Source organism: Micromonospora sp. NPDC023814 (assembly GCF_040639595.1).
Taxonomy (GTDB): Bacteria; Actinomycetota; Actinomycetes; order Mycobacteriales; family Micromonosporaceae; genus Micromonospora.
The window spans coordinates 52,684-71,115 of record NZ_JBFAAF010000022.1 but is presented as its reverse complement, the minus strand read 5'-3'; the positions used below and the strand labels follow the sequence as shown (position 1 = coordinate 71,115).

At 73.8% G+C, this 18,432-nt stretch carries 17 protein-coding genes and 2 pseudogenes; 6 read left to right on the top strand and 13 right to left on the bottom strand.

The annotated features are described in order from the left end of the window. Nucleotides 1-8 precede the first annotated feature (8 nt). The gene (locus tag AB0G14_RS14640; protein WP_357697401.1) at nt 9-491 is read left to right on the top strand and encodes a MarR family transcriptional regulator; all 483 of its coding nucleotides are present in this window, start codon (nt 9-11) and stop codon (nt 489-491) included. A 136-nt stretch (nt 492-627) separates the two neighbouring features. Here the strand turns inward: AB0G14_RS14640 and AB0G14_RS14635 are convergent, their stop codons facing one another. The 5 genes from AB0G14_RS14635 to AB0G14_RS14615 are packed head-to-tail and all read right to left on the bottom strand — an operon-like array spanning nt 628 to nt 6,149. Then, a complete protein-coding gene (locus AB0G14_RS14635; protein WP_357697399.1) occupies nt 628-1,449 on the bottom strand; it encodes an SWIM zinc finger family protein in 822 nt (273 codons plus the stop codon). Continuing rightward, nucleotides 1,446-4,184: a DEAD/DEAH box helicase gene (locus AB0G14_RS14630; protein WP_357697397.1), complete on the bottom strand. Its 2,739-nt coding sequence runs from the start codon at nt 4,182-4,184 to the stop codon at nt 1,446-1,448. The genes AB0G14_RS14635 and AB0G14_RS14630 overlap by 4 nt, the downstream gene beginning before the upstream one ends. Further along, the gene (locus AB0G14_RS14625) at nt 4,181-4,357 is read right to left on the bottom strand and encodes a hypothetical protein (protein ID WP_357697395.1); all 177 of its coding nucleotides are present in this window, start codon (nt 4,355-4,357) and stop codon (nt 4,181-4,183) included. Before AB0G14_RS14625 ends, AB0G14_RS14630 begins: the two co-directional genes overlap by 4 nt. After that, on the bottom strand, nt 4,354-5,163 hold the full coding sequence (locus AB0G14_RS14620; RefSeq protein WP_357697463.1) for an ABC transporter permease: 810 nt from the start codon (nt 5,161-5,163) through the stop codon (nt 4,354-4,356). The genes AB0G14_RS14625 and AB0G14_RS14620 overlap by 4 nt, the downstream gene beginning before the upstream one ends. Before the next feature lie 2 nt (nt 5,164-5,165). Beyond that, the gene (locus tag AB0G14_RS14615; RefSeq protein ID WP_357697393.1) at nt 5,166-6,149 is read right to left on the bottom strand and encodes an ATP-binding cassette domain-containing protein; all 984 of its coding nucleotides are present in this window, start codon (nt 6,147-6,149) and stop codon (nt 5,166-5,168) included. Nucleotides 6,150-6,223: 74 nt separating this feature from the next. On the opposite strand from AB0G14_RS14615, the gene AB0G14_RS14610 reads away from it, so the two are divergent. Beyond that, complete coding sequence (locus AB0G14_RS14610; protein ID WP_357697391.1) at nt 6,224-7,012, top strand: TetR/AcrR family transcriptional regulator; 789 nt, start codon at nt 6,224-6,226, stop codon at nt 7,010-7,012. A gap of 10 nt (nt 7,013-7,022) precedes the next feature. Then, on the top strand, nt 7,023-7,532 hold the full coding sequence (def, locus tag AB0G14_RS14605) for a peptide deformylase (RefSeq protein WP_357697389.1): 510 nt from the start codon (nt 7,023-7,025) through the stop codon (nt 7,530-7,532). 150 nt (nt 7,533-7,682) lie between these two features. Here the strand turns inward: def and AB0G14_RS14600 are convergent, their stop codons facing one another. The 3 genes from AB0G14_RS14600 to AB0G14_RS14590 form a co-directional block, all read right to left on the bottom strand. Then, on the bottom strand, nt 7,683-9,269 hold the full coding sequence (locus AB0G14_RS14600; RefSeq protein WP_357697387.1) for a VWA domain-containing protein: 1,587 nt from the start codon (nt 9,267-9,269) through the stop codon (nt 7,683-7,685). A gap of 265 nt (nt 9,270-9,534) precedes the next feature. Then, entirely contained in the window at nt 9,535-10,311 is a 777-nt protein-coding gene (locus AB0G14_RS14595) for a GNAT family N-acetyltransferase (protein WP_357697385.1), read from the bottom strand. A gap of 67 nt (nt 10,312-10,378) precedes the next feature. Then, on the bottom strand, nt 10,379-10,735 hold the full coding sequence (locus AB0G14_RS14590) for a helix-turn-helix domain-containing protein (protein WP_357697383.1): 357 nt from the start codon (nt 10,733-10,735) through the stop codon (nt 10,379-10,381). A gap of 100 nt (nt 10,736-10,835) precedes the next feature. On the opposite strand from AB0G14_RS14590, the gene AB0G14_RS14585 reads away from it, so the two are divergent. Then, on the top strand, nt 10,836-11,447 hold the full coding sequence (locus tag AB0G14_RS14585) for a malonic semialdehyde reductase (RefSeq protein WP_357697381.1): 612 nt from the start codon (nt 10,836-10,838) through the stop codon (nt 11,445-11,447). 97 nt (nt 11,448-11,544) lie between these two features. Here the strand turns inward: AB0G14_RS14585 and AB0G14_RS14580 are convergent, their stop codons facing one another. From AB0G14_RS14580 to AB0G14_RS14565, 4 genes and pseudogenes are all read right to left on the bottom strand, one after another. Next, a complete protein-coding gene (locus AB0G14_RS14580) occupies nt 11,545-12,321 on the bottom strand; it encodes a TSUP family transporter (protein WP_357461918.1) in 777 nt (258 codons plus the stop codon). A gap of 231 nt (nt 12,322-12,552) precedes the next feature. Next, nucleotides 12,553-13,737 (bottom strand): macrolide family glycosyltransferase, encoded by a 1,185-nt coding sequence (locus AB0G14_RS14575; RefSeq protein WP_357697378.1) that lies wholly within the window; start codon nt 13,735-13,737, stop codon nt 12,553-12,555. 552 nt (nt 13,738-14,289) lie between these two features. After that, nucleotides 14,290-15,072, bottom strand: coding sequence for an alpha/beta hydrolase (locus AB0G14_RS14570; RefSeq protein WP_357697376.1), 783 nt, complete (start codon nt 15,070-15,072; stop codon nt 14,290-14,292). A gap of 281 nt (nt 15,073-15,353) precedes the next feature. Then, nucleotides 15,354-15,773: pseudogene (locus AB0G14_RS14565) on the bottom strand (CatB-related O-acetyltransferase); the annotation flags it as partial. A 101-nt stretch (nt 15,774-15,874) separates the two neighbouring features. Between AB0G14_RS14565 and AB0G14_RS14560 the strand changes: the two are divergent. Then, on the top strand, nt 15,875-17,011 hold the full coding sequence (locus AB0G14_RS14560; RefSeq protein WP_357697374.1) for an RNA-guided endonuclease TnpB family protein: 1,137 nt from the start codon (nt 15,875-15,877) through the stop codon (nt 17,009-17,011). A 119-nt stretch (nt 17,012-17,130) separates the two neighbouring features. On the opposite strand, the pseudogene AB0G14_RS14555 reads toward AB0G14_RS14560, so the two are convergent. Continuing rightward, nucleotides 17,131-17,328 (bottom strand): annotated as a pseudogene (locus tag AB0G14_RS14555) (antibiotic acetyltransferase); the annotation flags it as partial. A 318-nt stretch (nt 17,329-17,646) separates the two neighbouring features. On the opposite strand from AB0G14_RS14555, the gene AB0G14_RS14550 reads away from it, so the two are divergent. Then, a complete protein-coding gene (locus AB0G14_RS14550; protein ID WP_357697372.1) occupies nt 17,647-18,426 on the top strand; it encodes an endonuclease/exonuclease/phosphatase family protein in 780 nt (259 codons plus the stop codon). Nucleotides 18,427-18,432 lie beyond the last annotated feature (6 nt).

Sequence of the window (18,432 nt, the reverse complement as noted above, 5' to 3'; positions counted from 1 at the left end):
TTAGCGGGGTGACCGACGTACCGGACCGGGAGGCCGTGGGCACGCTGCTGCGGCACGTCCTCGACGTGCTCGACGGCGACGTCGCCGCGGTGTACGCCGAGCGGGGCCTGGCCGACTACCGGCCCCGGTTCTCGCCGCCGCTGCGGGTGCTGGTGGCCGACGGGCCGCTGCCCATCCGCGACCTGGCCCGCCGGGTGGGGGTCACCCACTCGGCGGCCAGCCAGACCGTGGCCCAGATGGCCCGCGCCGGCCTGGTGGAGCTGACCCCGGGCGTGGACGCCCGGCAGCGCATCGTGCACCTGACCGACCGGGCCCGCGAGCTGCTGCCGGTGATCGAGGCGGAGTGGGCGGCGACGACCGCCGCGATGCGCGGGCTGGACGCCGAGCTGCCCGTGCCGCTGGCCGACCTGCTGCACGAGGTCCTCGCCGCGGTGCGCCGGCGGCCCATGCGGCAGCGCATCGCCGACGCGGGCCTGCCGCCGCCGGCCTGACCAGCCACCTCGGCCCCCACCGCCGGTACGCCGGCACCGTTCCACGAGGACGCTCCGGCGGTCTCCGCGCCGCCGACGGCACCCCGGCCGGGGCCGGCGGGCCGCTTCGACTCGCCCAACCGCCGCGGCTGGCCGGTCAGTGCTGCCGCAACAGTGCCGCCGCCCGCTCGGCGGCCACCGCCACGAGGTGGCGCACCGCGTCGACGTCGACGTCCGGGCCGGGCGGCAGCAACGGCAGCGTGGGCGCTCCCGCCGGCCCCGGTGGCGGCGGCAGGGGCGGCGTCGGGCGGGTGTACGCCTCGACGGCCGCCGTCCCCGCCGCGTCGGAACGCCCGGCGGGTGGCTCCGGCGCGACACGGGCCTGACCGGGTGACCCGGACGGCGGCGTCGACTCCGGCCGTGGCACGGTGCGGCCGGGGGCCGGCGCGGTGGCGAGCAGCTGCCGGGCGTCGCGGCCCCGGATCAGCAGCAGCAGGGCGGGGTCGGCGTCCAACAGCCAGGACACCTGGTGGCACAGCGCGGCGGCGTGCCGGCACGGGTGGTCCCACTCCGGGCAGTCGCACTCCGGGGTGACCTCGCCCAGCGCGGGCAGCAGCCGCACCCCGGCCAGGTTCGCCAGGTCGCGGGGCAGCTGCCCCGCCAGCAGCGCCGCCTGGTGCCCGGCCCGGGCGGCCACCTCACCGGCCAACAGGTCCCAGTCGTCCTCGGCCAGCGGTGCGACGCGCACCCGGGTGGCGTACGCCTGCTCGGTGTCGCCGTCGTGCACGGCGGCGGCGAGCCGACCGGGGCTGACGGTGATCGGGCCGACGTGCCCGGCGGCGGCCAGCCGGCGCCCGGCGCGCAGCGGCCTGACGTCGAGGGCGTCGGCCTCCCACGCCCGGTTCCACGCCGAGCCCCACCATGTGCGGGGGCGGCGGGCCCGGCCGGGCGGGAACGCGGTGAAGCCGCGCGGGGTCATCGGTTGCCGCCGAGGGTCACGAGTTCGGCCAGTTCGGTGTCGCTGAGCGCGGCCAGGGCCGCCGGTCCGGCGTCGAGGACGGCCTCGGCGAGTTCCCGTTTTCCGGCGAGCAGCGCGGCGATGCGGTCCTCGACGGTGCCCTCGGCGACGAGCCGGTGCACCTGCACGGGCCGGGTCTGCCCGATCCGGTACGCCCGGTCGGTGGCCTGGTCCTCCACGGCCGGGTTCCACCAGCGGTCGTAGTGCACGACGTGGTCGGCGCGGGTGAGGTTCAGGCCGGTGCCGGCGGCGCGCAGCGACAGCAGGAACACCGGGGCCTCGCCGGCGTCGAAGCGGCGGACCAGGTCGTCGCGGGTGGCGACGGGCAGCCCGCCGTGCAGCAGCAGCGCGCCGACGCCCCGGTCGGTCAGGTGCCGGTGCAGCAGTCGGGCCATCGCCACGTACTGGGTGAACACGAGCACCGCGCCGCCGGCGGGCAGGATCGTGTCGAGCAGGTCGTCGAGCAGGTCGAGCTTGCCGGAGCGGCCGGCCAGCGGGGGCGCGGTCTGGCGCAGGTACTGGGCGGGGTGGTTGCAGATCTGCTTGAGCGCGGTGAGCAGCTTGACCACCAGCCCGTGCCGGGCGAAGCCGTCGGTGCCGGCGATCAGGTCGAGCAGTTCGGCGACGCACGCCTCGTAGAGGGCGGCCTGTTCGGCGGTGAGCGCGACGGGCTGGTCGGTCTCGGTCTTGCCGGGCAGCTCGGGGGCGATGCCGGGGTCGCTCTTGCGGCGGCGCAGCAGGAACGGCCCGACCAGCCGGGCCAGGTCCCGCCCGGCGTCGGGGTCGCGGTCGGTCTGCACCGGCTTGACCCAGCGGGCGCGGAACTCGGTGAGGGTGCCGAGCAGCCCGGGGGTGGTCCAGTCCAGGATCGCCCACAGGTCGGTGAGGTCGTTCTCCACGGGGGTGCCGGTCAGGGCGACCCGGGCGGCGGCGGGGATCGCGCGCAGCGCCGTCGCGGTTTCCGAGTGCGGGTTCTTCACGTGCTGTGCCTCGTCGGCGACGAGCAGCGGCCACCGCCGGGCGGCCAGCCGGGCCGCGTCGCGGCGCAGGGTGGCCCAGGTGGTGAGGACGAACCCGCCGTCGAGGTCGTCGAGGTGGCGGTCGGGGCCGTGGAAGCGGCGTACGGGGGTGTCGGGGGCGAAGCGCCGGATCTCCCGTTCCCAGTTGCCGAGCAGCGACGCGGGACACAGCACCAGGGTCGGGCCGGCGGTGGCGGGGTCGGCCTGCCGGTGCAGGTGCAGGGCGATGAGGGTGACGGTCTTGCCCAGCCCCATGTCGTCGGCGAGGCAGCCGCCGAGGCCGAGCGCGGTCAGCCGGGCCAGCCAGCGCAGCCCGTGCCGCTGGTAGTCGCGCAGGGTCGCGGCCAGCCCGGGCGGTGCGGGCACCGGGGGAGCGGTCCCGCCGTCGGCGAGCCGCCGCGCGGCGTCGGCCAGCCAGCCCTCGGTGGTCACGTCGACGCGTTGGCCGTCGACGTGTGTGGCGCCGGTCAGCGCGGCGCGCAGCGCGGGCATCGCGGCCAGTGTCCCGGCGTGCGGGTCGCGGGCGCGGCGGGCCAGCTCCGGGGGCACCAGCACCCACCGCTCGCGCAGCCGCACCACCGGCCGGTGCGCGTCGGCGAGCCGGGCCAGCTCGGCCGGGGTGAGCGGCGCGCCGTGCAGGCTCAGCCGCCAGTGCAGCGCCACGTCGCCGGGCCCGGCGAGCAGCCCGGTCCCGGCGGCGCGGCGGCCCGGGGCGCGCAGCACGGCCGAGGCGGTGAGGTCGCGGTCGAGCCCCGCCGGCCAGTGCACGTCGATCCCGTCGCCGGCGAGGCGGGCGGCCGCGCCGGTGGCCAGGTCGACGACGTGGGCGTCGGTCAGCGCCAACGCGTCGGGCACGGCCGTGTCCAGCAGCCCGGCCAGGGGCGGCCACACGCGCGCGGCGTGTCGCAGGGCCAGCAGCGCGGCGTCGCGGGCGCCGGGCGGGAACCCGGGGACCGTGGCGTGCCACAGCGCGGCGGCGTCGGTGAGCAGCCCCGGCGCGGCGGCGCGGTGCACCTGCGCCACGAGCCGCCACGGTTCGTCGGGGGTGTCGTGGTGTTCCAGGCGCAGCGACAGCCGTACCGCCGCGTCGGCGTGGGCGGCGACCCGGGCGGCCCAGTCGCGCAGCCGCCCGACGGGTGTGGGTGTCGGCGCGGCCCACGCCCCGGTGGCGTCGTCGGCGCGGGGCAGGGTGTCGGCGACGGCGTCGAGGAAGTCACGCAGCAGCCGTGCCGGGTCGGGCAGCCAGGCGGGGGTGCGTCCGGGCACCGGCACCGCGCGGGCGGTGGCGGGCATCGCGGCGGCGAGCCGCGCCTGCCGGGCCTCGTCGTCGGCGGTGAGCGGCCCGACGCGCCAGGTGTCGTGCCCGGCGGGAGTCACCGCGGGCAGCAGCAGGCCGTGGGCGGCCAGGTGCAGGGCCTCCCGGGTGGCGGCGGCCCAGAACGCGGCCGCCGGGTCCGTGGCCGGCGCGGCGAGCAGCAGCGGTACGCCGGCCGCCAGCGACGCCCGTCGGGCGGGCACCGGGGTGGGGTGGCCGTGCGGGGGCGTCGCCAGGGTCACCCGGGCGGGTTCGCCGATCCCGTCGGGCGGTGGGCCGCCGTCGGGCGACCAGACGAGCAGTGCCCCGGCGCGGGGCGGGTCGGCGGGGGTGAACGTGACGGCGTGGGAGCCGATCGTCACGGGCGTCCTTCCGGGTGCAGGTCGGCGGTCAGGTCCTCGGCGCGGCGCAGGTCGTCGCGGACCTGGTCACGTTCGGCGGGGGTGAGGGGCACCGCCGTGGCGGCGGCGTCCAGGGCCTCGCGCGCCCGGTCGGCGTGGATCGGGATGGTCCGTTCGGTCACGGCGCCGGTCACCGGCTGAGCCTGCGGTAGCGGTGCACCGCGAGGGGCAGGAACACGGCGATCAGCAGCAGCGGCCAGGCGACGGCGAGGGCGACGGCGTGCTGCGCGGCGAACGACTCGCCGCCCCAGCCGGGGTTGCCGAACAGCTCCCGGCAGGCCGCGACGGTCGCGGACAGCGGGTTCCACTGCGCGACCGCCGCCAGCGGGCCGGGCATGGTGTCGGGGGCGACGAACGCGTTGGAGGTGAACCCGACGGGCCAGACCAGGATCTGCAGCACCACCACCGACTCGGGTCGGCGCAGCACCAGCGCCAGGTGGATGCCGACCCAGATCAGGGCGAAGCGCAGCAGCAGGAGCAACCCGACGGCGGCCAGGGCCGCGGCGGCGCCGGCGCGCCACTGCCAGCCGACGGCGAGGCCGCAGGCCAGCATGACGGCCAGGCCGGCGGCGGAGTGCAGCAGGTCGGCGGCGGCCCGGCCGGTGACCACCGCCGAGGGCGCCATCGGCAGGGACCGGAACCGGTCGGTGACGCCGCGGGCGGTGTCGGTGGCCACGGCCGCGTACGTCGACTCGATGCCGAAGGCCATCGTCATGGCGAACATGCCGGGCAGCAGGAACTCCCGGTAGTCGCCGCCGCCGGGCACGCCCATCGCGCCGCCGAAGAGGTAGCCGAACATCAGCACCAGCAGCACGGGGAACAGCAGCCCGACGATCGCCTGCGTGGGTTGCCGGACCCAGTGCGCCAGCGCGCGGCCGGTGAGGGTGACGCCGTCGGCGACGGCCCAGCGCAGGCGGTGCGGCAGCGGGTGGACGGTCACGCTCACGCGGTCACCTTCTCCTCGGCGGGGCGGGCGGCGGGGGAGTCCTCACCGGTGAGCTTCAGGAACACCTCGTCGAGGGTGGGGCGGCGTACCGCGATGTCGGCGGCGGTCAGGCCGGCGTCGTCGAGTGCCCGCAGCACGGCGGCCAGCGCGGCGACGCGCCCGGAGACGGGCACGCTGACCCGCAGGGCCGCCGGGTCGACGTGCGGCCTCGCCGCGACGGCGGCACCGACGGCCCGCGCCGCCCGGTCCAGTTCGTCGGCGCGGGACAGCACCACGTCGACCCGGTCGTCGCCGAGCGCGGCCTTCAGTTCGTCGGGGGTGCCGTCGGCGATCACCCGGCCGGCGTCGACGACCCGGACGCTGTCGGCGAGCTGGTCGGCCTCCTCCAGGTACTGGGTGGTCAGCAGCACGGTGGTGCCGTCGGCGACGAGGCCCCGCACGGCGTCCCACACCTGCGCCCGGGCGCGCGGGTCGAGGCCGGTGGTGGGCTCGTCGAGGAACAGCACCGGCGGGTCGAGGACCAGGCTGGCCGCGAGGTCGAGGCGGCGGCGCATCCCGCCGGAGTACGTGCCGGCGGGCCGGTCGGCGGCGTCGGTCAGGTCGAAGCGGGCGAGCAGTTCGGCGGCCCGGGCGCGGGCCCGCGCGCCACCGAGGTGGTGCAGCCGGCCGAAGAGCACCAGGTTCTGCCGGCCGCTGAGCACCTCGTCCACGGCGGCGTGCTGACCGACCAGCCCGATGCGGGCGCGCACCCGGTCGGGGTGTCGCCGCACGTCGGCGCCGGCCACCCTGGCGGTGCCGGCGTCGGGCCGCAGCAGGGTGGCCAGCACCCGCACGGCGGTGGTCTTGCCCGCGCCGTTGCGCCCGAGCAGCCCGCAGACCGTGCCGGCGGGCACCGTCAGGTCGAGGCCGGCGAGGGCCTCGGTGTCGCCGTAGCGCTTGCGTAGTCCCTCGGCCTCGATGGCCGGTCCGTCCCGGTGCATCCGCGCCCCCGTCCGCTCGTTCCGTACGCCGTACCGTACAACATACGGTACGGCGCACGGTAGAGTTCCGGGGCATGACGACCGAGTACAGCGGCACCGGCGACCCCGCGCGCAGCCTCGCCCTGCTCTGGCGCACCCGCGAACGCGCCAGCCGCAAGGGCCGGCCCGACCTGTCCGTGGACCGGATCGTCCGCGCCGCCATCGAGGTCGCCGACGCCGACGGGCTGGCCGCCCTGTCCATGCGCCGGGTCGCCGAACGCCTCGGCGTCGGCACCATGAGCCTCTACACGTACGTCCCCGGCAAGGGCGAACTGCTCGACGTCATGCTCGACACCGTCTACGGCGAGACCGCCCGCCCCGACGACGTGCCCGGCGGCTGGCGCGGCCGCCTCGCACACATCGCCCGGGAGACCTGGGCGCTCTACCTGCGCCACCCCTGGCTGCTGCAGGTCGCCACGACCCGCCCCCCGCTCGGCCCCAACGTCATCGCCCGCTACGAGTACGAGCTGCGCGCCGTCGACGGCATCGGCCTGACCGACCTGGAGATGGACGCCGTCGTCACCCTCGTCTCCGGGTACGTCCACGGGGCCGTGCGCAGCGCCGTGGAGGCCGCCCAGGCCGCCGCGCACACCGGCATGACCGAGGAACAGTGGTGGCAGGCCCACGCCCCCTACCTGGAGAAGGCCCTCGACCCGCGCCGCTATCCCGTCGCGGCGCGGGTCGGCAGCGCCGCCGGTCAGGAGTACCAGGCCGCCGGCGACCCCGCCCGCGCGTTCGAGTTCGGCCTGGCCCGCATCCTCGACGGCGTCGAGGTGCTCGTGGCCGCCCGCCCGGACGCCGCCACCGCGGGCGACGACGGATAACCTTGCCGGCATGACGATGCGACCCATCAGGATCATCGGCGACCCCGTGCTGCGCACCCCGAGCGAGCCGGTGACCAGCTTCGACGCCGAACTACGCGCCCTGGTCACCGACCTGATGGACACCCTGCTCGGCGCTCCCGGTCGCGCCGGCGTCGCCGCGCCCCAGATCGGCGTCAACGCGCAGGTGTTCGTCTACGACGCCGACGGCCACCGTGGCCACCTGGTCAACCCGACGCTGGAGCTGTCGGAGGAGTTGCAGGACGACGACGAGGGCTGCCTGTCCGTCCCCGGGCTCTACTTCCCGACCCCCCGGGCGATGCACGCCACCGCCCACGGCTTCGACCAGCACGGCGAGCCGCTGACGATCTCCGGTAGTGGGTTCCTCGCGCGGGCGCTGCAGCACGAGACCGACCACCTGACCGGCCGCCTGTACGTCGACACGCTGCGCGGGGACACCCGCCGCCGGGCGCTGCGCGAGATGCGCGCCGGCCGCTTCGACTCGCCCAGCCGCCGCGGCTGAACCGCGCACGCGCGGCGACCCGCCGTGCGTGCACGGCCTGAGCCGGGGCGACCCGCCGCGGCTCAGGCGCGTACGCGAACGGCCGCCGGACCCCGACGGGGCCCGGCGGCCGGAACGTCACCCGCGGAGCTCGGCCCCGCGCGGCGGTCGTCACTTCGGCGGGGGAGCCACCAGGCACACCGCCGGCGACGAGGCGTTGCCCGCGTCGTCCACGCCGACGATCAGCGCGTCGCCGCGCAACGTCACCTTGTAGTCGATGTCGCCGGTGCCGTCCTTCACCCGCGACTGCGCACCCGGCGCCTGCACCAGCTTGATTTTCGTGCCGGCCGGGAACGGCCCGAACCGCACGCTCGGGTCAGCCGCGTCCCCGATGAACACCTGCACGGCCGTGTCCACCACGTCCGTCGACGTCAGCTCGTAGAACCCGTCGGGGTTGTAGGAGCCGGGGATGTTGCCGCCGCTCGGGTTGTTCGTCGGCACGCACGCCGTCGCCGGCGGGGTGGTGTCCACCACCCTCATGACGGCGGTGTCGCTGCCGGTGTTGCCGGCCGCGTCGGTGGCCGTGCACGTCACCGACGTCGCGCCCAGCGGGAACGCCGAGCCGGGCGGCGGCACGCAGGTCGGGGTCAGCGGACCGTCGACGTTGTCGGTCGCCGTCGCCGGGTAGTCGATCACCGCGCCGGCCGGGCTGGTCGCCTCCATCGTCCGGTCGTCGACGACCACGGTCGGCGGGGTGACGTCGTTGACCCGCACGCGGATCTGCTGCGTGAACGCCGGCCCGCCGGACAGGCCGTTGAGCAGGAAGTCCACCGTGCAGATCAGCTCGGCGCCCTGCGCGGCGTCCGCGGCCACCGTGATCGTCTCGGCGAACGGCACGTCGGTGCCCGACTGTTGCGTCCGCGACGCCGCGTCGAAGCCCACCGACAGGCCCGCGTCGCACGACGTCACCGTCGGGGTGACCGTGACGTCCAGGTCCCGCAGGCCCGCCAGGATCGCGGCGGTCACCGTGTCGGGGGAGCTGCCCACCAGCTGCCCGCCGGTGGCCGACACCACCGCCGTGGCCTGCCCGGTCGCGTCCAGGCCGCCACCGCCACCGCCACCGCTGACGTTCACCGCGAGCAGCCGCGCCTCGTCGGCCTGCAACGCCGCCGTCGCCTGCGCCAGGGTGCGCCCGTTGCTCGGGTCGTGGCTCGGCGCGTCACCCACCAGCACCACGATCCGGCTGCTGCCGGACCGGTAGCCGATCGCCCCCTCGGACACCTCGACCAGCGCGTTCACCCACGCCTCCGGGGTGTCCCCGCCGCCGCCGGCGGCCAGCCCGTTCACCGCGTTCTGCAGGGCCGTCGCATCGTCGGTGAGGTCCTGCCGCACCTGGAACAGCTCGGCGCCGTCCCCGGTGTCCCGGTAGGAGGCCACCGCGAACTGCGCCGACGGCTGCGCCGCGCGCACGTCGGTGATGACCTGTTGCAGGTTGGTCCGTACGTTGGCGATCGCCCCGCCCATGCTGCCGGTCGTGTCGACCAGCAGCACCACGTCGGGCTTCGGGGGGATGGGCGGGGTGGACACCACCTTGCTGACGCCGATCGACGTGCCGGGGTCGGCGTCGCGGTCCACGAGGGCCGGGTTCACCCCGGGCGCCGCCGCCGCGGGTGTCGCCAGCGCGGTCACCACCGCCGTCACGCCGGCGAGCAGACTCACCGTCCGTGTTCGCCGCCAGGGCACTGCTGCTGTTGCCATGCGTTGCTCCTTCAGCTCCGCCGCGCGTCGCACGCGCGACCTCTGCCGGGAGACGCTAGGGCCGGGACGGGCCCCCGCCGGTCCGACACCAGCAGCGCCCAGCGTCGGGTTCCCGACCCCTCTGGGCGGCCGAACATGCAGGTGAAAGGCTTCTCACGTCGACCCTCGGCCGGTCGTCCGGGCCACCGCGCCGGACGGGCACACCGCCGCCCCGGCCGGCGCTCGCGCCGGGCCGCGCGGCCGGTGGCCGCCGGACGACCGGCCGTCACCGCCCGCGCGCGGTCAACGCGTACTCGCCGTAGTCGGCGACGCGGGTGAATCCCAGGCGCTCGTAGAGCCGCACGGCCGGCCCGTTGTCCGCCTTCACGTTGAGCGTGACATGCGTGACGTCGGTCAGCAGCCGCCCGCACAGCGCGGCCACCGCCGACGCGGCCAGCCCGCGCCCCCGGGCCCGGGGATGGGTGGTCACGTTGCCCAACGCCGCCACCCGGTACGCCGGCGAGAACACGTGCACCCCGGCGACGGCCACCACCTCGCCGCCCTCGCGGATGCCCACGTACTGGCCGGTGTCCAGCATCCGCGGGTCGAACCAGTTGCCCGGGTAGGCGTCCGCGTACAGCCGGTGCAGCGCCGGCAGGTCCGCGGCGTCCAGCACCACCCCGGCGGGCGGGGTCGCGGCCAGCCGGGCCGGGTCGGTCAGCGCCATCTTGTGGTGCGGGCCGGCCGGTTCCATCCGGTACGCTCTGGCCAGCGCCGGTTCCAGGCCCGGGGACAGGTGCGCCCACAGCCGGGCCGGCAGCACCGGCGCCAGCTCGCGCAGCAGCGCCGCCAGCTCCGCGGCCCGCGGCGGCGCCGCGAACGCCAACAGGGTGGGCGGGTCGGCCCCGTGGTACAGCAACGCCACCTCCTCGCCCCGGCGGAACCAGGAGGTGTACGGCCAGAAGAAGTCGTCCAGGTCGCCGAGCTGGTAGGCGTGCAGCACCGGGTCGCGTCCCAGCAGCCCGGCGAGGACGGCCCGGTCGTGTTCGGCGCGTACCGGCATCCGCTGATGATCACACATCCGCTCGGGCGGTCCCACGCCGGTGACCCCGTGGGCGCGGTGGCGCGGGTCAGCAGCCGGTGGGCGGCGCGGCGGGGAGGTTCTCGTCCGCCCAGCGGGCCAGCGCGTCGAGGGCCGGCACCAGCGCGGCGCCCCGCTCGGTCAGCTCGTAGCTCACCCCCAGCGGCGGGCCCTGCCGTACCGTCCGGCTGACCAGCCCGACCCGGACCAGCTCGCCCAGCCGGTCGGACAGGACGGACTCGCTGATCCCGGGCAGGGCGCGACCCAGCTCGGCGAACCCGGCCGGGCCGTCGGCGAGGGTGCCCAGGAGCATGCCGTTCCACCGCTTGCCGAGGAACGCGAAGGCCCGGGTGATGCCCCCGTGGCACGCCCGACGCGCGCCGTCGACCTCCCGCTCGACCGTCATGGTCCCAGGATACGGCGAGGACCGACGGAACCAGGAACTACTAAAAAGCTAGCTGCTACTGTCGTCGTAGCCAACCAGTCCGTTGCATGGAGATGCCCCGATGACCGACGTCTTTTCGCCCCTGATCACCCTGGACCCCGAGGCCCAGGCGCAGCTGTTCACCGACGCCCGGACCGCCAACGCCTTCACCGACGAACCCGTCACCGACGAGCAGCTCCAGGCGATCTTCGAACTCGCCAAGTTCCCGCCCACCGCCGTCAACGCCCAGCCCCTGCGCATCCTCTTCGTCGGCCCGGGCGAGGCCCGCACGCGCCTGGTCGCCCACATGAGCGAGGGCAACCAGGCCAAGACCAGCACCGCGCCCATGGTCGCCGTACTCGCCGCCGACACCGACTTCCACGAGTTCATCCCGCAGGTGTTCCCGATCCGACCGCAGCTGCGCGACGACCTCGCCGGCAACCCCGAGGCCCGCGAGAAGATGGCCCGCTTCAACGCCACCCTGCAGATCGGCTACTTCCTGCTCGCCGTCCGCGCCGCCGGCCTCGCCGCCGGCCCCATGGGCGGATTCGACGCCGCCGGCGTCGACCGGGAGTTCTTCACCGACTCCACCTGGAAGAGCCTGCTGGTGGTCAACATCGGCCGGCCCGCCGAGAACGCCTGGTTCCCGCGCCTGCCCCGCCTCGGCTACACCGACGTCGTCCGGCACGCCTGACACCACCCACCGGCGCCGAGGCCGGCCGTCGCGCCCCGGGAAGCGGTCAGCCCGCAGAAACCGGCACCGAGGGCCGGCCTCGCACCCGGGAGAGCGGTCAGGTCGACGCCACCCACTGGTCGTAGCCGAGCTTGCCCACCAGCGCCAGCACCACCACCAACAGCACGATCCGCACGAAGCCGGAGCCGCGCCGCAGCGCCATCCGCGCCCCGAGCGCGGCTCCGGCGATGTTGCACACCGCCATCGCCGCACCCAGCAGCCACCACACGTGCCCGGTCGCCGCGAACACCACCAACGCCCCCAGGTTCGTGCCCGCGTTCACGATCTTCGCCATCGCCGAACCGTGCACGAAGTCCGCACCCACCAACGCGGTGAACGCCAACACCAGGAACGTCCCCGTGCCCGGCCCGATCAACCCGTCGTACAGGGCGATCCCCACACCCGCCACCGCGACCACCGTGGCCACCCGCCACCGCGTCCGCCGCTCCGGCTGCGCCACCACCCCCAACCGGGGCCGCAGCACCACGAACACCGCCACCGACACCAACACCGCCAACACCACCGGCCGGTACGCCGACGCCGGCACCGCCCCCGCCAGAGCCGCACCCAACCCGGCGCAACACACCGCCAACCCCGCCGACGGCCCCGCCACCGCCCAGTCGATCTTCGTACGCCGCGCGTACGTCACCGCCGCCGTCGTCGTACCCGCGATCGCCGCCAGCTTGTTCGTTCCCAACGCCGACGCCACCGGCATCCCCGGCGCCGCCACCAACAACGCCGGCAACAGCAACAACCCCCCACCCCCCACCACGGCATCGACCCAACCGGCCATGGCGGCCGCAGCGAGCAGGGTGGTCAGCGACAGGGGGTCCACGGGCCGCCATTCTTCCCACCGCCGCCCGCCCCACGAGACCCCTTGTGGCCAGCCTCACCAGCAGTCACGGCACAAAGAGCCCGAGACCCTCCGCCGCTACCTCACACCCTCCGCGAAAGCGATCGCCGAGCTCACCAGCCTCCGCGCTCCTGCGACACGCCACCCAGATGAGAACAGGGGGTGGTGAACAGCGAACAGCCGCTTCACCACCCCCGGCTGTGACGGCAAGGCTCAGGCCAGCATGTTCTCGATGAGGTCAGCGGCGCGCGGGGTGCCACCCTCGGCCTGCGCGCCGACCCGTAGCAGCGCCGAACGGCGGGCGACCTGCGCGTCGGTGACCAGGTCGTGCAGGGCCGCCCGTAAGGTCTCGGCGGTGGCTTCGGGGGTGTCGATACGGCGGGCCACGCCCAGTTCCACGAGCCGGTCGGCGTTCATGAACTGTTCGACGGCCTGCGGCACAGCGATCATGGGAACGCCCGCCAGCAGTCCTTCGCCGCAGCCGCCCATGCCAGCGTGGGTGACGAAAGCGTCCGCCTGCTCCAGGATCGCCCGCTGCGGAACCCAGGAGTGCACCTCGACGTTCGGCGGGATGTCGCCGAGTTCCCGCGGGTCGATGTACCTGCCGATCTGAAGGACGACGTGCCAGCCGGGCAGGTTGCCGTAGGCCGCCAGGCACTGGCGGTAGAACTCCGGCTGACGGGTGTACGCCGAACCCAGGGAGATCAGCAGCACGTGCTCCGCGTCCACCGGACGGGTCCAGCCGGCCGCGCCCGCACGTGCGTCGAAGCAGGGCCCGACGAAGGTCACCGTGTCGGTGTCGACCTGGTCGCCGTGTGGCTGCATCGCCCGGGTGATCAGCGCAAGGACCCGCGGGGGGCGACCGGAGAAGGCGTCCACGTCGGTGGTGGACGCCCCGCAGTCGGCGAGCCACTGGGCGAACTTCGCCCGGTACGCGTCGGCGCCCGGCAGTTGCCGCAGGTGTGCCACGACGTCCTGTTCGTAGCCGTCCCAGGCCACGAACGTAGGAGACAGCTGCAGGACGGGCCGGTCTTGCGATTCGGCGAGGGCGCGCGCGGCGTAGGCGCCGATGTCGTACAGGTACAGGTCCGCCGGGTCGGGATCGTAGGCGGCGCGCAACTGGGGGAGCGCCCGGATGGCGTCGTCGAGGAAGAGCCCCATCGCGGCGATGGGGTCGTCGGGCCAGTCGTTGTCGGCGACCGGCAGTTCGGACGTGCAGGGGACAAGTTCGGCGCCGGTGGCCGCGATCAGGTCGGCCACCGCCGGGTCGTTGGCGTAGGTCACGCGGTGGCCGCGGGCCACCAGCTCGCGGACGACCTCAAGGCTTGGCAGGACATGGCTGACGGCGGGGATGCCGACCATCGCGATGTGGGCGCGGCGACGGGACACGGAAGACACGGAAGCTCACTCATTTCAGGTCTACGGCGAAGAGGACACCGCAAGCCAGCGCGCCGCCGCCCACCGAGAAGGCACGGTCGGAAGGGGGCGCACATGGACATGCGGGAGCGAAGCCGGGGCGCTGCCCCGACCGTGTCAGCCGTAGATCTGATGGAAGTACATGCCCGCGACTCTAGCCACGCTCAGGCTTCCGGGCACCACATTTACCGTCGACCGCCATCTTGATTCCGGCAGGTTGAACGGGGACCACTTCGGTAGGTTCTTTGGGCGCCAGCGGAGCCGACGGTTCGAGTGTTCGTGGTTTGTCGATGGGAAAGATCGGCACGTGGTTTTGGTGCCAATAGCCCCCCAAACACCTTGATGTCGGGGTCCTCCTTGGAGTACAGAAGTACGTACAGCTGATCTTGCAGAGGTCAAGCCGGTCACCAAGAGCAGAACTCCGTCCCGACCGGCCGGTACCGCCGCGATCGGGGCGGTTGTGTATCTGCTGGCCACCGTCATCGAGGAGGGCCGGGGCCCGTCCTCGATGAGCGGCGTGCTGGCCAGCGCCGCCTACCGCCTGCTGCTGGCCTGGCGAAGGGGCCCCGGCCCGCGGCTACCGTAGCGCAGATGCCGGGCGAAGAACCCGGCCGCGTCCTCCCCTGCGAACTGCGGGACACCGGTGTGTCCGCCCATGTTGGCGTGCAGCGTTTTCTCCTTGGAGCCGAAGGCGTCGAACAGGTCCAGGGCCGCCTGCCGGTCGTTCCCTTCGTCATCCCACTGCAGCAGGACATGCAGCGGAATGGTGACCTGTCGGGCCTCCTCGAACATGGTGCGAGGCACGAAACTCCCGGCGAAGAGCCCGGCGGCCACGATGCGCGGCTCGGCCACCGCAAGCCGGATGCCGACCGAGATCACTCCCCCCGAGTACCCGACCGGGCCGCCGATCTCGGGCAGCGACAGGAGGGCATCCAGGGCGGCCTGCGATTCCGGGACCGCCTTGTCGACGAGCGGGAGAATGAGGGCGTCGATGATCTCGTCGCTGACCGGCTCGCCAGCCTCCAGAGCCCGGCGCAGGTCGGCGCGGGCCTGCTCGGCGGCGGCCCAACGGGGCCGGGCACCGCTCCCGGGGAGCTCGATGGTAGCCGCAGCGAAGCCATCCGCCGCGGCGCGCCGGGCCCGCGCCACCAGGCGGGGGTACATCTTCTGCAGTCCGAGCGGGGGGTGGCCGAGCAGGATCAGCGGGACCGGTGCGGACGCGGATGTGGGCGTCCACAGGATGCCGGGGATCTCGCCGAGGGTGAACTCACGTTCGAGGACGCCGTCATCGAGGCGCTGTTCAGAAGTGAATCGCATGGTCGTGCCTTTCGGAAGTGCTCGTGAACGGCGCTCCCGGACGACCTATCGCCCGACCGTGACCCCAGAGGGGAGCACCCATGTCGAAACGTTCACGGGTACCACCTCCTCGGTCTCTCGCACGGCCTCCGGAAAACTAGCAGCGGCCGCCGTGATCCGCCAAACGTGTTTCTGTGCAGGCTCCGTGGCCGGATGCCACGGACAGGCCGCATGCGGTTACGGTGCGATTGGAGACGTCCCACGCAGGACGATGCGCCCGCACAGGATCTCCTGCCCGCGCGTCAACCGCGCGCAGTGTCCGGGGCGGCGACCTCCAGATCGGCGATGCTGCCCGACATGATCGTCGGCACGTGCGCGGTGATGTGCTCCACGGGCCAGTCCCACCAGGCCACCGCCAGCAGCCGGGCAACGTCCTGGTCGTTGTAGCGGGCGCGGATGAGGCGGGCCGGGTTGCCGCCGACGATGCCGTAGTCGGGCACGTCGCTGGTAACCACGGCGCCCGAGCCGACGATCGCGCCGCGCCCGATCCGTACGCCGGGCATGACCATCGTGCCGTAACCGAACCAGACATCGTTGCCGACGACGGTGTCCCCTCGGCTCGGCAGCCCGGTGAGCAGGTCGAAGTGTTCTGACCACGAGCCGCCCATGGTCGGGAGAGGGAAGGTCGAGGGGCCGTCCATCCGGTGGTTGGCACCGTTCATCGGAATTGCGGCGTGGAAACCCAGCCGTTCAGGGCCGGGAGGATACGTCGCTCCCTCCCCTCGAATGTTGTCTTACATGGACGGTGGCTAGGATGTGAGGCATGGGTGAGGTGGTGAAGCGGGCATACAAGTACCGCTTCTACCCGTCCCCGGAACAGGCCGGGCAGTTGAATCGCACGTTCGGGTGTGTGCGTCTGGTGTACAACCGGGCGTTGGAGGCCCGTACCCGGGCGTGGGCGGTTGACCGTCAGCGCACCACCTATGTGCAGTCCTCGGCGTGGCTGACCGAGTGGAAACGCACCGAGGAGTTGGCGTTCCTCAACGAGGTGTCCTCGGTGCCGCTTCAGCAGACGCTGCGTCACCTTCAGGCCGCGTACGTGGCGTTCTGGGACAAGCGGGCCCGGTACCCGCGGTTCAAGTCCAAGCGCAAGTCGCGGACGTCGGCCGAGTTCACTCGGTCGGCCTTCCGCTGGCGTGACGGCCGACTCACCCTGGCCAAGATGGATACCCCGCTGGACATCGTGTGGTCCCGGCCCTTGCCCGTAGGGGCGGAACCCTCCACGGTCACGGTGTCCCGAGACGCCGCCGGCCGTTGGTTCGTATCTCTGTTGGTGGAGGACCCGACCGTGGCGCCACTGCCGCCCGTTACGGCGAAGGTCGGGGTGGACGCGGGCATCACCAGCCTGCTCACCCTGTCCCGCCCGATCCCCGGGGTGAGCGACGGGCACGGCAAGGTGGCCAACCCGCGTTACGGGCAGGCCGACCGGCGCAAGCTGGCCAAGGCCCAGCGGAACCTGGCCCGCAAACAGAAGGGCTCCGCGAACCGGACGAAGGCCCGGCTCACTGTGGCCCGGATTCATGGCCGTATCGCCGACCGGCGGCGGGACCATCTGCACAAGCTGACCACTCGACTCGTCCGTGAGAACCAAACGGTCGTGATCGAAGACCTCAGCGTGCGTAACATGCTCCGCAACCGTCGCCTGGCCCGCGTCATCTCCGACGCGGCCTGGTCCCAGTTCCGCGACATGCTGGAATACAAAGCCCAGTGGTACGGGCGTGAGGTGATCCCCGTCGACCGGTGGTACCCGTCGTCCAAGACCTGTTCGACGTGCGGGCGGATCAACACCACCCTCGCCCTCAACACCCGCGTCTGGACGTGCCCCGGTTGTGGGGTGGAGCACGACCGGGACATCAACGCTGCTAGAAACATCCTCGCCGCCGGGCTGGCGGAGAGGTGAAACGCCTGCGGAGCTGGTGTAAGACCTCAAGGGAAACCTCCCGGAAAGGCAGTCGGCGATGAAACAGGAAACCTCACGGGTGACCGTGGGAATCCCGGCCTTCAGGGCCGGGAGGATGTCAAGATGAACCGCACTCCCGTGCCCAGCGCACAGAACTTGCCGATAATCAGCTTCTCCGGCCCGTAGTGGTAGAGCACGTTGCGCGTCTCGAACGTGGTCGCATCGTCCGGGTCGTCGTAGTAGGTGTACTCCCCGACCTCGATCAGCGGGGACTTCACCAGCGGCCTGAGCAGCACCACCCGCGGCTGCTCAGGCATCGGATGGAGGACCGTCGGGTCGGCAGGCACAGGCACGGAAGGAGACTCCCATCGGTTACGGGTCCGTGTCCGCTCCATGACCGCGGCACCACGCCGTCCCAGGACATCGATTCACCGCCGCGGCGTCACGCCTCGGCCTGGCTCATCCGCCAAAAAACTCGACCGGGCACCCCGGCCCCGCCGGCCCGCACCACCGTCACCGACCCCGCCGCCAACGCAACCACACACCCACCGCACCCACCGCCACGAACAGCACCACCGAACACCACAGCACCTTCAACACCCGGCAACCCTCCCACGGCCACGTAGGGTGCAAACGTGCGCCTGGCCACCTTCAACCTGCTGCACGGCCGGTCCCTCACCGACGGCCTCGTCGACCCCGACCGGCTCACCGCCGCCGTCACCGCCCTCGACGCCGACGTCCTCGCCCTGCAGGAAGTCGACCGCGACCAGAGCCGCAGCGGCAAACTCGACCTCACCGCCATCGCCGCCCGCGCCCTCGGCGCCGACGAACACCGCTTCGCCGCCGCCGTCGTCGGCACCCCCGGCGAACAGTTCCGCCCCCTGCGCCACGACGACGACGGACACGGCGAACCCTGCTACGGCGTCGGCCTCGTCACCCGCCACCACGTCCGCAGCTGGCAGGTCACCCGCCTGCGCCCCGCCCCCGTACGCTCACCCGTCTACGTCCCCGGGCCCGGCGGCGGACTCACCCTCCTGCACGACGAACCCCGCGTCGTCCTCGCCGCCGTCCTCGACACCCCACACGGCCACCTCACCGTCGCCGCCACCCACCTGTCCTTCGTCCCCGGCTGGAACGCCCACCAACTCCGCCAGACCGTCCGCGCCCTACGCACCCTGCCCGCGCCCCGCATCCTCCTCGGCGACCTGAACCTCCCCGCCGGCCCCGCCCGACTCCTCACCGGCTGGCGCCCCCTGGGCCGCCGCCCCACCTACCCCGCCGGGCAACCCCGCGTGCAACTCGACCACATCCTCGCCGACCGCCACGGCATCGACCGGCTCCCGCCCGTCACCGCCGTCCACACCCCCCTGTCCGCCATCTCCGACCACCGCCCCCTCCTGGTCGACCTCGGCTGACCGCCT